General features: G+C 67.9%; 15 protein-coding genes and 2 pseudogenes. 9 read left to right on the plus strand and 8 right to left on the minus strand.

Going from position 1 to position 13,944, the window contains the following annotated elements; genetic code table 11:
• Positions 1-125 precede the first annotated feature (125 nt).
• On the minus strand, positions 126-515 hold the full coding sequence (locus tag ABZY45_RS19205) for a MerR family transcriptional regulator (RefSeq protein WP_356741407.1): 390 nt from the start codon (positions 513-515) through the stop codon (positions 126-128).
• Positions 516-597: 82 nt separating this feature from the next.
• On the opposite strand from ABZY45_RS19205, the gene ABZY45_RS19210 reads away from it, so the two are divergent.
• The 5 genes and pseudogenes from ABZY45_RS19210 (at position 598) to ABZY45_RS19230 (ending at position 3,830) form a co-directional block, all read left to right on the plus strand.
• On the plus strand, positions 598-1,254 hold the full coding sequence (locus ABZY45_RS19210) for an SDR family NAD(P)-dependent oxidoreductase (protein ID WP_356741409.1): 657 nt from the start codon (positions 598-600) through the stop codon (positions 1,252-1,254).
• A gap of 207 nt (positions 1,255-1,461) precedes the next feature.
• A complete protein-coding gene (locus tag ABZY45_RS19215; RefSeq protein ID WP_356741411.1) occupies positions 1,462-2,103 on the plus strand; it encodes a DinB family protein in 642 nt (213 codons plus the stop codon).
• 286 nt (positions 2,104-2,389) lie between these two features.
• Positions 2,390-2,611: pseudogene (locus tag ABZY45_RS19220) on the plus strand (transposase); the annotation flags it as partial.
• Between the two features lie 259 nt (positions 2,612-2,870).
• Positions 2,871-3,281: a Rid family hydrolase gene (locus tag ABZY45_RS19225; protein ID WP_356741412.1), complete on the plus strand. Its 411-nt coding sequence runs from the start codon at positions 2,871-2,873 to the stop codon at positions 3,279-3,281.
• A 363-nt stretch (positions 3,282-3,644) separates the two neighbouring features.
• Entirely contained in the window at positions 3,645-3,830 is a 186-nt protein-coding gene (locus ABZY45_RS19230) for a hypothetical protein (RefSeq protein WP_307128680.1), read from the plus strand.
• Between the two features lie 488 nt (positions 3,831-4,318).
• Here the strand turns inward: ABZY45_RS19230 and ABZY45_RS19235 are convergent, their stop codons facing one another.
• Positions 4,319-4,528 (minus strand): hypothetical protein, encoded by a 210-nt coding sequence (locus ABZY45_RS19235; RefSeq protein WP_356741413.1) that lies wholly within the window; start codon positions 4,526-4,528, stop codon positions 4,319-4,321.
• 261 nt (positions 4,529-4,789) lie between these two features.
• Between ABZY45_RS19235 and ABZY45_RS19240 the strand changes: the two genes are divergently transcribed.
• The gene (locus tag ABZY45_RS19240) at positions 4,790-5,122 is read left to right on the plus strand and encodes an STAS domain-containing protein (RefSeq protein ID WP_356741415.1); all 333 of its coding nucleotides are present in this window, start codon (positions 4,790-4,792) and stop codon (positions 5,120-5,122) included.
• 298 nt (positions 5,123-5,420) lie between these two features.
• Positions 5,421-5,867 (plus strand): hypothetical protein, encoded by a 447-nt coding sequence (locus tag ABZY45_RS19245; RefSeq protein ID WP_356741416.1) that lies wholly within the window; start codon positions 5,421-5,423, stop codon positions 5,865-5,867.
• 108 nt (positions 5,868-5,975) lie between these two features.
• Here the strand turns inward: ABZY45_RS19245 and ABZY45_RS19250 are convergent, their stop codons facing one another.
• Together ABZY45_RS19250 and ABZY45_RS19255 are read right to left on the minus strand one after the other, a co-directional pair.
• Positions 5,976-6,461, minus strand: coding sequence for a rhodanese-like domain-containing protein (locus ABZY45_RS19250; RefSeq protein ID WP_356741417.1), 486 nt, complete (start codon positions 6,459-6,461; stop codon positions 5,976-5,978).
• Between the two features lie 127 nt (positions 6,462-6,588).
• Positions 6,589-7,608 carry a helix-turn-helix domain-containing protein gene (locus ABZY45_RS19255; protein WP_356741419.1) on the minus strand — a complete coding sequence of 340 codons (1,020 nt, stop codon included), beginning with the start codon at positions 7,606-7,608 and terminating at the stop codon, positions 6,589-6,591.
• 386 nt (positions 7,609-7,994) lie between these two features.
• Between ABZY45_RS19255 and ABZY45_RS19260 the strand changes: the two genes are divergently transcribed.
• A complete protein-coding gene (locus ABZY45_RS19260; protein ID WP_356741420.1) occupies positions 7,995-8,645 on the plus strand; it encodes an SMI1/KNR4 family protein in 651 nt (216 codons plus the stop codon).
• Between the two features lie 412 nt (positions 8,646-9,057).
• Here ABZY45_RS19260 and ABZY45_RS19265 read toward each other — a convergent pair.
• The 3 genes and pseudogenes from ABZY45_RS19265 to ABZY45_RS19275 form a co-directional block, all read right to left on the minus strand.
• A pseudogene (locus ABZY45_RS19265) lies at positions 9,058-9,354 on the minus strand (SDR family oxidoreductase); the annotation flags it as partial.
• Positions 9,355-9,371: 17 nt separating this feature from the next.
• Positions 9,372-9,974: a dihydrofolate reductase family protein gene (locus tag ABZY45_RS19270; RefSeq protein WP_356741421.1), complete on the minus strand. Its 603-nt coding sequence runs from the start codon at positions 9,972-9,974 to the stop codon at positions 9,372-9,374.
• Between the two features lie 762 nt (positions 9,975-10,736).
• Positions 10,737-11,600 (minus strand): haloalkane dehalogenase, encoded by an 864-nt coding sequence (locus ABZY45_RS19275; protein WP_356741423.1) that lies wholly within the window; start codon positions 11,598-11,600, stop codon positions 10,737-10,739.
• Positions 11,601-11,684: 84 nt separating this feature from the next.
• Here ABZY45_RS19275 and ABZY45_RS19280 point away from each other — a divergent pair, with 84 nt between their 5' ends.
• Positions 11,685-12,167: a MarR family transcriptional regulator gene (locus tag ABZY45_RS19280; RefSeq protein ID WP_356741424.1), complete on the plus strand. Its 483-nt coding sequence runs from the start codon at positions 11,685-11,687 to the stop codon at positions 12,165-12,167.
• Between the two features lie 680 nt (positions 12,168-12,847).
• Here ABZY45_RS19280 and ABZY45_RS19285 read toward each other — a convergent pair.
• Entirely contained in the window at positions 12,848-13,633 is a 786-nt protein-coding gene (locus ABZY45_RS19285; RefSeq protein WP_356741426.1) for an alpha/beta hydrolase, read from the minus strand.
• Positions 13,634-13,944: the final 311 nt, after the last annotated feature.

Genomic DNA, 13,944 nt, shown 5'->3' on the forward strand with positions numbered 1-13,944 from the left:
AAGGTGAAGCTGTGGCGCCCCTGAACCTCCAGTTCCCGTGCTTGAGCCTCGGAGTCAACCGCTGACGGGCGGTCCACGGCGCACTCAATGCCGAGGCATGCAGACAATCCGGCTCCCGCCCCGGCTCATAGGGTGGCCTCGCGCGACGCATCTTCATTGTTCCGAGGCGCCGTGTCCAGAACTGCGTCGAGTATCCGCCGGGAACTCTCCAGTTGGCTGATCGTCTCGGTGATGCGGGCGCGTTCACGCCGCAATTCCCCGATGAAGGTCGGGCAGCCGAGTGGCACCCTCAGTTCGTCTTTGTCGCGCACACAGTGCACAACCTTGCCGATAACGGCGGTGGAGAGCCCTGCGGCGAGCATTGCTCGGATGTGGCGCACCATGGCGACGTCTCCCTCCGCGTACTCGCGGTAGCCGTTGTCCGACCGCGCCGGTCTGAGCAGGCCCTGCTCCTCGTAATAGCGCAACAGCCGCCGGCTCACCCCGGTTTCGTGGGCGAGGTCGCCAATTCGCATGCAGGGCAGCCTCCTTGACCTTCTCATTGGTGTGATGCCTTACGGTCCCCAGTATTGCCGATCACGAAATGGAGGGCCGGTCATGCCGGGTGCAGTGATCATTGGTGTGGGACCGGGAATCGGGCGGGCAGTCGCCCGTCGGTTCGCCAGAGAGGGGATGCCGATCACGCTGGTCGCCAGGGGCGGACAGGTGCTGCGCGACGTTGCTGACGGGCTTGCTCCCTATGGCGTCCCGATCATGACGTTGCGGGCCGACAGCACCGACCGGGCCGAGTTGGACGGGGCCCTGGACCAGGCCGTCGGGGAGCACGGCGTACCGGAGGTTGCCGTGTACAACGCAGCACTCGTCCGCGCGGACGGGCTGGGCGAGATGTCGGTGCGCGATCATATGGAAGCTTGGGCGGTCAACATCGTCGGCTCGCTGAATGCCGCAGCGCGCCTCGCACCGGCCATGGCGGCACGAGGGAACGGAACGTTCCTTGTCACAGGCGGCATGCCCGAGCCCAAGCCGGAGTATGTGAGCCTCTCCCTGGGCAAAGCGGGCGTCCGGACCCTGATCGCGCTGCTCGATCAGCAGTACGGCTCCTTCGGAGTCCACGCGGCGAGCGTCACCGTGGATGGGCCGGTCGCCCCCGGCACCGACTTCGACCCCGATGACATCGCCGAGCACTACTGGCACCTGCACACGCAGCCGCGCCACCTCTGGGATCGCGAGGTGCTGCACGCCGGCTGCTCCTGACAGCGCCCTGCCGGCAAGATCAGGCGAGCCGTCCGATCCGTCGAGCGATCAATGCACGGACTCTGCTCACGACCGGCTATGCACACCACGAGGGATTCCTGTGACAGCTCAGGGCACTGGCCATGCCCCAGACTTCGGCTTTCCGGGCGTTGCGGTCCACGCACGGGATCTTGAGGCCGCGATCAGCCCATGGCAGGCTCATGCCGCATGATCGATGAATTCGCGAAGGGAAACCTGCACGGGAGACTGCGGCGGGACCGCGAAGCGCTGCTCTGGAAGCTCGACGGCTTGTCCGAATACGACGCCCGACGACCCTTGACAGTGACCGGGAGCAACCTCCTCGGCCTGGTCAAACACGTGGCCAGCGTCGAGGCCAGGTACTTCGGCGAGGTCTTCGACCGCCCTTTCCCGGATCCGCTGCCCCGGTGGCAGGACCACGACGGCAGCGATCTGTGGGCGACTGAGGGCGAGAACCGCGATCAGATCATCGAGTTCTACCGGCGCACGTGGGAACACTCGGACGCGACGATCAACGAGCTTCCCCTCGATGCCCCCGGCCACGTGGACTGGTGGCCCGATCTCCATTCCTGCACGAACCTGTTCGCCGTCATGGTCCACGTCCTCGGCGAGACCAACCGGCATGCCGGGCACGCCGACATCCTGCGCGAAGGCGTCGACGGCCGAACCGGGATGCGCCCCGAACATGAGATGCAGGTCGACGAGGAAGCCCGCGCCGCCTACTACGTGAAGATCGAGCAGGCCGCCAGATCGGCCGCATCGGCCAGAGAACAGAGGTCTGTGCCACGTGACTTGAGGTTCGAGCGGCATGATGGCGGCCGTGAGGGCTGATCTGTCCAAGCGCCTGGTTCCTGCTGAGCTCTGGGAGCCGGTCGCCCCGCTACTGCCGTCGTTCGCGGCTCGACCGCAAGGTGGCGGGACCGCTCCCCATGACGAGCGGGGGTGTCACGGCTGTGGCGTACATGCTGACGAGTGGGTGTGCATGGCGGTATGAAGGTGCCGTCATGCCTCCGGCACCGGCGGCACCACCTTTTTGATCATCTCGGCTGAGGGCTCAAGTCATTTCGGGGCCGAAGGCCGGGGGCCTCATCGCCAGGCCACGAAGACGGTAGCGGGGGGCGCGCTGGCCGGGCCGAATCCGGTCGATCACGGTAAGAAGGGTAGCGAGTTACACGTGCTGTCCGAGGGGCACGGCCTGCCGCTGGTCGTGGCGGTGTCGGGTGCGAACCTGCACGACAGTCAGGCGTTCGAGCCGCTCATCCTGGGGATACCGGCCGTCCGCTCCCGGCGCGGTCCCGGCCGCAGCCGACCGGTGAAGGTCCGCGCGGATAAGGCGTATTAGTCGTTCTTCACCTTGTTCTGCACCGAACGCACCGGGCCGCTCACCAGCTCGCGCAAGCGGCCTGATCTCAGTCGGCGGTTGCATGACGAGGTGTTTGGCGGCTGGTTCCGGAGTCAGTTCTGGTGATCACGCGGTTCATGCATGTTGAGCGGAGATGACGGCGTTACCGTGGGGGCGGCCAATAACGGGAGGCGGGAGCTGCCGGGGTGCTGACAGGATGTGCGCGCTCAGTACCCGAGGGAAAGGCCCCACGACGGTGGCTCGTGCCATTACTCTGATCCGATCCGCCTCCCTGTCCGACGTCGCCGAGTACGCCTACGCGGCCACGGCGCCTGCTGAGTCACGCCTGATCTTCCTGGCCGGAGCATGTCCGCTGAACGATGACGGCTCCACGGCAGCGATCGGGGACTACGCCGGCCAGGCAGCGAAGGCGATCGAGAACATGCAGGCTGCGCTCACCGCCTCGGGTGCGTCGCTCCAGGACGTCATCAGTACAAGGGTTCTCGTCGCATCGGCCCGGCGGGAGGACCTGGTGGCCGCCTGGCAGGTGGTCCGGGACGCGTTCGCCGACCACGACGTCCCCAGCACTTTGATGGGGGTCACCGTGCTCGGTTACAGCGACCAACTCGTCGAGATCGAGGCGGTCGCCGCCGTACTCGATTCTTGAGTCCTGTCCAGCGGACACCGCAAGGAATGGCCGGCCGTCCGTCAGGACAGCCGGCCTTGGAGGGCTCCTCGACTCGCGCGCGGGTGCCGTGGCGCGGCGGTAGGAGCCGGTGGCCGTGAAGGCATTGTTCCAGCCGTCGAAGGACTCGCCGGAGGCGATTGAGCAGGAGCGCCGGCGCCGCGCGGAGGGCTGCACCATGTACCCGGCCGAGGACTCGCCGGCCGAGGCGGACATCGCGTCGTGCGAGATCTGCCGGCCGGACGCCGGGTTGACCGCGAGTAGTGGTCACCGTCCGGTGAGAAGCACGGCCGTGAACACCGCCCCTGAGTCGCGCCCCGCACCGGAGCGTCGTACACCGGGAAGATGAGCGAGGAACAGACGTCGTGGCATCCGGGCGAGGTTGTGCCGGAGAGCGGGATCTACGAGTGTGACTGCGGCGCGGGCCACCACTGGAGCACCGACGTGAAAGGCCACCGCTTCCCACCCCTTCCGGCAGGCTGCCCGGGAGCCGCGTGGACGCTCCGGACGGACGCGCACCCCGACTCCTGACACCGCGCGGGCGAGCCGGTGCTGCCGCAGACGTGGCGCGGGGCGCTGGCCAGGATCGCATGGGCCTGGGCGCATCCGTCGTTCTTCTTCCTCGACTTGCCCTCACACTGCCGCCCCTGGGGCTGACTGCCCTCGCCGTGGCAGCCGGTGCCGCGCTCGCGAAGCGGACCAGGACCACGTTCGCCATCCCCGATGACCACCCCAACGGCCAGCCACGCCGCATCCAGGTGAAGTCTGGGGCGCGGAAGACGAATGCATGCGCGCACGACGAATACCTGCCGGGTGCCAGTTCTCCGCCCGGGCATTGCTGAAGCTGACCTTCCGCACCTCGGCGAGCGACCGACCCCAGCCTCGCCCGGCCATCGGCGGTCGCCACATCTTGACGCCCCATCATCGGGACCGGCACCGACTGCCACACCCGAGCGCGAGCCGAGAGCCCGCCTCCACCGAAGCTCTCTCGAGCGCACTGCTACGACCAGCACGAGGGCTTATGCCGCCGCATAGTGGTGTGCGCGACCGCCGCGCCATTCCACCCACTCCGGACGGTCCAGCAGTTCGTCCGCGTCCGGGAGTCCGGCCCGCCGCAGGAACTCGGTGACGTCCCGGTCCCCATGGGCGAGTCCGGCGATCTGCCCCCGGATGGTGACCCTCCGGCCCCCTGAGGCGGAGGGCCGATGAATGACGATCGGCGCGCTCATAACTCCAGGGTGCGCCCGTGTGCCTGGTGAAGCACACCGGCCCGTGGCCGGCATCCCGGACCTTCCGTCGGCCGCCGGGGTGGTGGCCTGAAGGGGCAGGAGTGTGTCACGGTGAGGGGACGCGAGACCGTTCGGCACCCACGAGTGCCGGACTTTGGGTTCCGGGCATTGCCCCCCTCACGGGCTCCCGGCCCCCCAAGGTCATCCCTCACGAGGGATCTCGTCTTTGGGCTCACAACCCCCGGAAGGGGGCATGTCCACGTGCACGTCACCGCGATGATCGACGCCACGACCGCCCGAATCCTCCCGCACGGCGAAATCGACCACGAGACCCTGCCCGAACTCCGCGCCGTACTCTCAGCCCTGCCGCAGGACGTGACCGAGGTGATCTGGGACCTCCGGAACACGCCCTTCATCGACATCGCAGGTCTGCATCTGCTCATCGACCCGCAAACGGCAGACAGCCCACGACGGACCACAGTGACGGCGATGCCTATGCAACCGCTGGAACTGCTACGCACGGCGGCGGAGGTCTTCCCCACCCTCGGGTTCGCCGAGTTGCTTCCCGAGGCGCGACCGCAAGACGCCGCCTGACTCCTGGGGTCCTCGGACACCGCCGGGCTCGGCATGCTCCCGGTCGGCGGCGTGCCCGCCGTGTCACCACGCGCGAAGCCATGTGGCGGGCGCCCTCAGTCCGCCGAGGCGCGTGGCACATGACCAGGCGGTTTGCCCGTATGTCAGCCCGCCGCACCGAGCCGCCGACGACCCGACGGGGGAACCAGCTCGCGCTAGCGCCTGAGCGCAGCGACAGGGAAGCGGCCCCTGGAGGTCGGCGGCAGGTGGTCGTCGTTTCCGGCTTGTGGCGCGGTGCCGTTCTTGGGACCCTCTGCGCATGCTCGAGTTTCTCCCCGAGGTCGGTCTCCGGCTCCCTGGCTGTGCCGGGACCCTCCGCTTCGGCATGGACGAGCGCACCGCCCGGTGGGCCGTCGCCACCGTCGCGGATGTTCGCGACGGTTGGGTCTGTGGCGCCCGCTGGGCCTTCAGCGCGCAGTACCGGGGCCTGACGTTCGAGGCATACGGCGACATCACGGACCGCCGCGGCCGACACCATGACACCCCTGGGCTGGCCGGCATCGGCCTCACCCGCGACCCCTTCACGCTCGACGGGCCGTCTGCCTGCCCAGTTGTCCTCCACGGCATCGACCTCTTCGGCTACCCGACCACTGAGGTTTCGGACGCCCTCGGCGACAGCCTGCCCCCGGCATTCCGGCTCAGCGGCGACGGTCCCTACCTCACCGCCGTGTCGGTCCGCGCTGAGCCCGTACCTGTCGAGAGCTGACCGCTCCGGCGCGCTCGAAGGGGACGTGTGCTGCGCGCAGGTGGGCTATCGCCGGCGGGCCGGCCTCCGTGGCCGGACGGATGCCGCCTTCCGGCCGCGCGGTGTCCCTCAGCATGCGCAGGCAATGCCCGAGCGCGGAGCGGTCAGATCGTCGACGGGACGCTGCTCGGAGCCGGCGGCGGAGTCGTAGACGAAGCCCTCGCGTACCCAGTACTCGAAGCCTCCGAGCATTTCCTTCACCTGGTAGCCGAGGCGGGCAAAGGCCAGCGCCGCGCGGGTCGCGCCGTTGCAGCCGGGGCCCCAGCAGTAGGGGACCACAGTCCGGGCCGGGTCGATCAACTGCGGTGCCAGGTCGGCAATCCGCGCGGTGGGAAGGTGAAAGGCCCCTGGGATGTGGCCCTGGTCCCAGGCGGCATCGCTGCGGGTGTCGACCACCACGATCCCGGGTGCGCCGGATGCCAGATCGGCGTGGACGTCGGAGACATCCGCCTCGAAGGCGAGGCGGGCGGCGAAGTGGGCCGCGCCCACGGCCGGGGCGGCGGCGGGCACGCTCAGCACGGCGCTGGTGATTTCGGCGGAAGCGGTGGCGGACATGGGAGACCTCTTGATTCTTGCGGGTCGGACGGAGAACCGATGGGCGGGCCAGGTCTCCCCGGCCGGCGATGGCTCCATCCTCTGATCCGTGGGTCCGCCCCACGAGTGGCGTAAACGCCTACGGTCGTCAGGATTCCGCCAGGCGTGCCGGTCGTACGGACCGACCGTCACGTGTGGTCCGGGCGCGGGTGAACGTCTTGCGGTAGGCCGTCGGCGTCGTACGCATCTGACGGGTGAAGTGGTGCCGGTACGTCCCGGTGCTGTCGAAACCGACTGCGGCGGCGACCTCGTCCACGGTGCCCTCGCCGGACTCGAGCAGCGGCAGGCTGGCGGCTACGCGCTGGGCGATGACCCAGCGCATGGGGCTCACGCCGTTGCGGCGGGTGAAGTGCCTCAAGTACGAGCGTTCGGACATGCGCGCGGCCCGGGCCAGGGCGGGCACGGACAACGGCGTGTTCAGATGGCGCAGCGCCCAGTCCATGCTCTGTGTGACCCCGTCGTCCTCGGGGCTGATCTCTCCCACCGCCGCCTCGATGAACTGCGCCTGCCCGCCCTCGCGGTGCGGCGGAACGACGAAACGGCGCGCCACCGTGTTGGCCACGGCCGCACCGTGATCGGCCCGGACCAGATAGAGGCAGAGGTCGATACCAGCCGCACTGCCCGCGCTGGTGAGGACATCGCCGTTGTCGACGTACAGCACGTCGGGGTCGACCTCGATCCCCGGGTGCCGTTCGGCAAGAGCGCGGGCGTAGCGCCAGTGGGTGGCGGCGCGCCGGCCCTCCAGCAGGCCGGTCGCGGCCAGCGCGAACGCCCCCGAGCAGATCGATACCAGGCGCGCTCCCCGAGCATGGGCCCGCAGCAGCGCATCCACCAAGGCAGGCGAGACCTCCGCCCCCGCGTTGGCCACCCCCGGCACGATCACCGTGTCCGCCCCGGTCAGCGCGTCGAGCCCGTACTCGGCGCGCAGCGTGAAACCGCCGACCGCCCGCAGATCCCTGCCGGGTTCCTCGGCACACACCCGCAGCTCGTACCAGGGAAGGTCTCCCAGCTCGGGCCGGGACAGGCCGAAGACCTCCACCACCACGCCCAGCTCGAACGGCGCCATGCCTTCGAAGGCCAGTACAGCCACCACGTGCGCTTGAGCCATGGCCGGATCTTAACAATCGCCAAGATGCAGCCACGGGGGCGCGGGCCGGGAGAGAAGATGGCTGCATTCCCCCATCGGCGTCTCCAGCGACGAGGCACGGCGGGCCGTACATCCAGGAGCCGTCGGACGCGGGTCCGCGTCGTCCAAGAACAGCACGAGCCGCAGGGCGCGTCGGGGCCGGCGGTGTCGATGCCGGGTGGAGCGCACTTGATCGTCGACCGGCACTCGACCCACGGGTGAAGACCGCCGGAGCCTCGCTTACCTGATCGCTTCGGCTCGGTGAAGTTCGTGGTCGGGTGAGACGGATCGCGGCGCATACGGGCACCGGCCGGGACGCCGCAGATTGCCGACGATGAGGTCAGGCCCGGGTCGGGCAAGATGACGCCATGGCACCGCAGATCTTGTCCCCGACTGAGTCCTGGCGTCGGATCGACGCCTGGCTGGCGACGCATGTTGCCTCCGAGTTCGCACTCCTCAATCCACCGGCAACACCGGAGGAGATTCGGCAGGCGGAACAAATCCTCGGCTCCCAGCTGCCGAGTGATCTGGCTGAGTCTCTGCGCTGCCACAACGGCGTGAGCGCCTGGACGAGCTTCCTGCCGGAGCAGTCCCCGCTCTCGGCGAACGGCATCGTGGAGCATTGGCAGACCCGCATGGACGTCGCGGCGGAGAATGACGGCCTGACCCCCCGCCCCTGGGAGAACGAGCCTTGGTGGCACCCGCTCTGGATCCCCTGGGCCGAGAGTGCCGATGGCGGGGCCCAAGTGCTCGACCTGCGTCCCGGCCCAGACACAGGTTGCCTCGGCTGGGCAGGCCACAGCGGCGGCGGCGACTTCACCGATTCGTGGCCCGATCTGGCGAGCCTTCTTCACGCGGTCGCTCAGGCGCTTCACGCAGGTGCAGACGTCCGCGGACTGCGCCCCCACCTCACCACGCGAGGTTCTCTGTGGTGGGAGGAAGACGGCTGCGACGAGCTCAATGGTGACCCGCTGAGGCCCGCCCCCATCGGGCTGCCACAAGTGCCGCCCCGCAAGTGATCTATACGTGGCGTCGGGCATGGTGAGCCTGGTCAGGGCTCGATTCGCAGGTCCTCGATGAGGCCGTCGCTGAGGCTGAAGCGGTAGTGCGGTCCACGACGCCGCCCGGGAAGCCGCCCTCCAGGTGGTGGGTGGCGACGTAGTGGTCCGCATCGGCCTTCTGCGCGCCGATGAGTTCGATCGTGCACGTGTACTCGCCGGAAGCGCGGGTCATCCAGGCTTCGATCGCCGGGCTCCCTGATGGGTCTTGCTCTCGTCGGTCACGCTTGCGTCCGGGCTGAGGAAGCTGAGTGCTGTGGTGGCGTCGTGGGCGCGGTGCGCGTCCAGGAAGCCGGTGACGGCCTCGGGCGGGCCTCGGGAGCGACGGTCTGGGGCTGATCGGTGGACATGAGGACTCCTAGGGGTGGAGGGATCAGATGGTAGGAACGGTGCCGCCGTCGTTGACGTGCTCGGCGCCGACGATGGCCGAGGCGCGGTCGGAGACAAGGAAGGCGACGAGTTCAGCAACTTCCTGGGGGCGGGAGGGGCGGCCCAGCGGGATTCCGCCGAGGGAGTCCATGAGCTGCTTCAGCGCCGCTTCGGTGCTGGTGCCGGAGTTCTCCGCGATGCGTGCGACGAGCTGGTCGGCAGCGGTGGTCTGGACGAAACCGGGACTGACGGAGTTGACCCGGACGCCGAACGCAGCGACCTCGTTGGCCAGGCCGCCCGAACTGGCGGACGAGGAGGTCACGCAGGGATGAGCGGCGGGTGTTCGAGCACGCTGGGCTTGTACTCGACCAGCTGGATGCGGCCGTCGAAGGTGCGATGCTCGATCATCTCGAGGGCAACGTCCGGATAACCGTCGTAGATGCGTTCTTGGCCCGTGGCGCCGGTGATCACCGGGAACATCACGACCCGGAAGCGGTCGACGAGTCCGGCTCGTAGAAGGGACCGGCACAGGCTGAGGCTGCCGATCGTGCTGAGAAGCCCTGAACCATTCGACTTCATGGTGCGGACCGCCTCGACAGCGTCGTCGCGGACGAGGGTGGAGTTGGCCCACGTCAGGGGGTCCTGGAGTGAGGAGGAGAACACCACCTTGGACGTACGCGAGAGCTCGTCGACGGAGGCCTCCTCCTCGGGCCTGAACTCGTCGGTGCCGTTCGGGACCGCGCCTGCGGCGAAGCCCGACATCAGGCGGTAGGTGTTCGCTCCCATCAGGTAGGTGACCTCGGGCTGCTCACCGAGCCATGCGAGGTACTCCGGGCCCTCGAGGCCCCAGAACCCGGGCCATCCTTCTCCCGAGGCATAGCCGTCGAGGGAGGTGATGAAGTCGACGAGAAGTTCCGACATGGCGGTGTCCTTTCCTGGGGTGTCACTAGCTTGGACCGACCGGGAGCAACAAACTCATCGGCCGCGCTGTGGAGTGACGAGGAAATAGCCCGGCCCGACCGGCACGCTCACGCAGGCCGAGCGCAACGTTCAGTGGTCAGCTGAATGAAGAGCGCCGGGCACCGACTCGTCGAAGATCTCGATCAACCGGTCGAAGGCCGCGCCCGGGTCGAAATGGTCTTTCCAGTGCCGGGTATCACGTGCTGAGGTCGAACATGCCCCACGCGGCGAACGGCTCGGCCTGGACGTAGATCCTGCTTCCTCCTCGGCAGACGACCCGCCGAGGGGCCGGGGGCAAAACCATCGGGCAGGGTGAGCAGGCCGACGTCTGTCGGCTGGACGGATGTTTCGGGGATATGGCTGGCCTCGTCCACGAGCAGGTGCTCGATGGCGTCCCCGGCGCAGAAGGACGAGGTCGCGCGCCCGAAGGTGTCGAAGACCTGGACTTGGTTCGCGTCCTCGTATGCTCGTCGGAACTGCTGGAACCAACCCCGACAGCCTGGCGAGCAGAACGCGGAGGGAAGGCATGGACATCGGGCGGCCAGCCCGGACGGCCGTCGCCGCATTGTGACCCGGTGGGCCGTCGAGCGGACGTTCGCCTGGTTCTCCCAGTTCAAACGACTGGGCATCCGCTACGAGATTACGAGCCGACCTCACCTCGGACATCCAACTCGCCTTCACCGTCATCTGCTTGCGACGACTCCGGATCTCACTTTGAAACGATCAGTGAACGGGAAGAGTGTGCCGCCGAGCCCACGCGCCAATCGCATGGGCGATGGCTTGGGGTTGGTCCTCGGGCGCGTGGTGGCCGGCCGGTCCGCAGTGCTGGGTTTCCAGCGCGGCGATGTTCGCCGCGCACCATTCGGCCATCTCTCTGCCGACCAGCAATGTGGGCGAGGAGTCGAAGGTGAGGAGCAGCTTGGGGACCTCGCGGCTGTTGGCCAGCCACTTGACGTACTGCTCGGCTCGTTCGGCGACGTCGGTCGGCTGTCCGTCCAGCGGTAGCGAGCGTGCCCACTCCAGCACCGGGCGACGGCTTTCCCGAGTGGGGTACGGCGCCCGGTAGGCCCGCATGTCTGCCTCGGTGACCGGGTTCAGCACGCCACCGGTGAAGGCCGATTCCAGGAAGACGTTCTGGTCCAGGACCAGTGCCTCGCCCTGGGGTCCGCGCATGGCCTGGGCGCGCGAGCGCGGGCCGTCGCCCAGCTCGCTCCATGACATGGGCCGAACTATGGTTTCGAAGAAGGCCATACCGCGGATCCGATCAGGGTGGCGCGCCGCCCAGTCGAAGGCGAGTGCGCCGCCCCAGTCGTGGCCAATGAGCACCACGCCGTCCAGACCCAGTTGGTCGAACCACTCGTCCAGGTAGCGGGCGTGGTCAGCGAACCGGTACAGCACGTCGGGCTTGCCGGAGCGGCCCATGCCGATCAAGTCGGGGGCGAGCAGGCGTGCGGGCAGGCCGACTTCGGGCAGCACCTTGCGCCACAGGTGCGATGAGCTCGGGTTGCCGTGCAGGAAGACGAAGGGGGTGCCGCTGCCGACCTCCTCGTAAAACATCGTCGAGTCCAGCACGCTCGCCACAGGCATGACGTCCTCCCATTGGTTCGTCACACTAACATTCCGTCGTCGGGCAGAGTAGTTTGTTAGTGTGACTAACGCAAGGATGTGGGCATGAGCAACTACAACCCTGACCCCGCTTGTTCGGCCGACCGGCAGGCCACTGCCGCGCGCCTGTGGAATCTGCGGACCCGGCTCCTGTCACTGGCTGCGATCCAGTCGGATCGTCTGGTGAACGAGAAGCTGGCGCGGGCGGGCGCCCGCAAGTGGCATTACGCGGTGCTCGCCACGCTGGACGAGTTCGGACCCGCAAGCCAGGCGGAACTGGTCTCCCGCACCGGGATCTACCGAAGTGACATGGTCACGGTCATCAACGAGCTGGCCGATCGAGAACTGGTGAAACGCTCACCCAACCCCGCCGACCGCCGACAGAACGTCATCACCCTCACCCGGCAGGGCCAGCGGCAGCTGCTCAAGCTCGACAAACTGCTGTCCGAAGCGGAGAGCGACGTGCTTGCGCCACTCACTCCGCCGGAACGCGAGCAGTTGGCCCGGCTCCTCGCTGTCCTTGTGCAGCACCACGGCCACGGCATGTGAACAAGCGCGGTTCGGATGGAAGCGGAACCAAAATTTGCGCACCCTTGTGTCCGTCCACCAGATCTGTCGCTGATCTCATGATGCGACGTCGGGTTGATCGTTTGTCCGGGTGTGCAGTTCAGGGGGCTTGCAGAAGGCACTGTCGCATCTGGGGGAGTGGTGATCGAGTCGATGCGGCGGGGGCCGGACGGCCGGACAGCACGGTGTTCCATACGCTGTCGGCACCGCGCCAGTGGTGCGAAGAGCCTTCGGGCCGCGGGCATGGCCGGTGCGAGGGGCGTCTGGGAGTCGCAGCGCCGGATGGCTGCCGGGGGTGAGCCCCCAATGTCAGAGACGAGCAAAGAAAAGAAGCCGGGCTTCAGCTTACGGATCGCTCCAACCTCTCTGCTGTCCGCTCTCGCTCATCAAGCGAGTTCGCCGGTGAACAGTCCCGCCTGATCGGGCTGCTGCTGCCACGATCTCGGATGTGATCAGAGATCTCGTGCCCGATGATCTGAATTTTCGTCCTGTGTACGGGTGCGGCACGGCGTGATGTGTTTCGCCAGAAGGTGGGTTGCTCGGGGTCACAGCCTCGCGCCGTTTACGGACTGGACCGAGGCCGGCGCCTGTCCTCCGCCGGCTGGAACCGGCCGGGCAGAACTCGATCTCCTCCGCACCCGCATCCTCGTCCTGGGCCGCTTCTACTGCTCGCGCTGATTGTGGGTCGAAAGCGCTGCCGCGGTGGCACGGGCGAAACCCTCTGGGTTGTCCAACATGATGTTGTGCCCGCAGTCCGGGACCGAGACAACAGTCACGCCGGCTTCGACGAGCGCATCGGAGCCCGGAAGCGGGCCGTCGGCCTCAGGCCGCATGTAGGTGCGGGGGATTTTCAGCTCCACTAGACGCTCGCGCATAGAGGGATCGGTCCCGCGCGTGAGGTGGACCGCGCTGCGATGCAGGGCTTCTCGGCCCGCCAGGCGCATCGTGGACCACCAGTGGGAACCGGCCCGGTCTCGGATCTCTTCCCAGCCACCCGCAAGGAAGTCCTCCTCGGAGTACGCGGCGATGCCGCTGCTGCCTGCGGAGCCGGGCGTGGGCGGGATCGGGTCGAGATTGGCGTCGACCAGGACCAGGCGTGCGACCAACTGGGGGTGCCGGACGGCCAGGACGATGGCTATCGAACCACCCATGCTGTGCGCGATCAGCTCAGCACCCATGACACCCGCGCTCCTCAGGGCTGCGGCGAGCGCATCGGCGTGGGATTCCAGGGTGTAATCGAAGTGTGCGGGCCGGTCGCTGATGCCGTGCCCGAGCAGATCGATCAGCAGTGAACGACGTCCGGCGAGCAGAGGATGAACGGCAACTTCCGTGAAGTAGGCCGGCGACGTGGCCCCCAGCCCGTGCACATAGACGCGGGAAGGCTCCTGTCCCGGCAGCTCAACCCAACGGATCTGGTCGCCCTCAGGCGTCACTGCGGCGTTACGCACAGCCTGCTCCCCTTCGCTTCTGATCGGCCCTGGCAGGAGAGTAGCCACCCGCCTCACTGACCGTTTCACGATGAGGGTCCGTGCTCGGACGGCAGACGCTGTCTGAGGCTGGGACGTGGTCTCCGCCGCTCCCGGTGGGCACACGGAACATGTCGAGCATGCAGTTCTCGAGAAGCCGGCCAGGAACGCGTCGTGAACTGGTGGCCAGAGCCCTGCCGCAGGCCCACATGGCAGTCCTCATGCCTGTGAGCTCACCTGCCGATCGCCAACGCGGCAAGGACCAGGGTGATGCCCAGCCCTCTGGTCGAGCT

Origin of the sequence: Streptomyces sp. NPDC006516 (assembly GCF_040611875.1) — a bacterium.
Classification (GTDB): domain Bacteria; phylum Actinomycetota; class Actinomycetes; order Streptomycetales; family Streptomycetaceae; genus Streptomyces.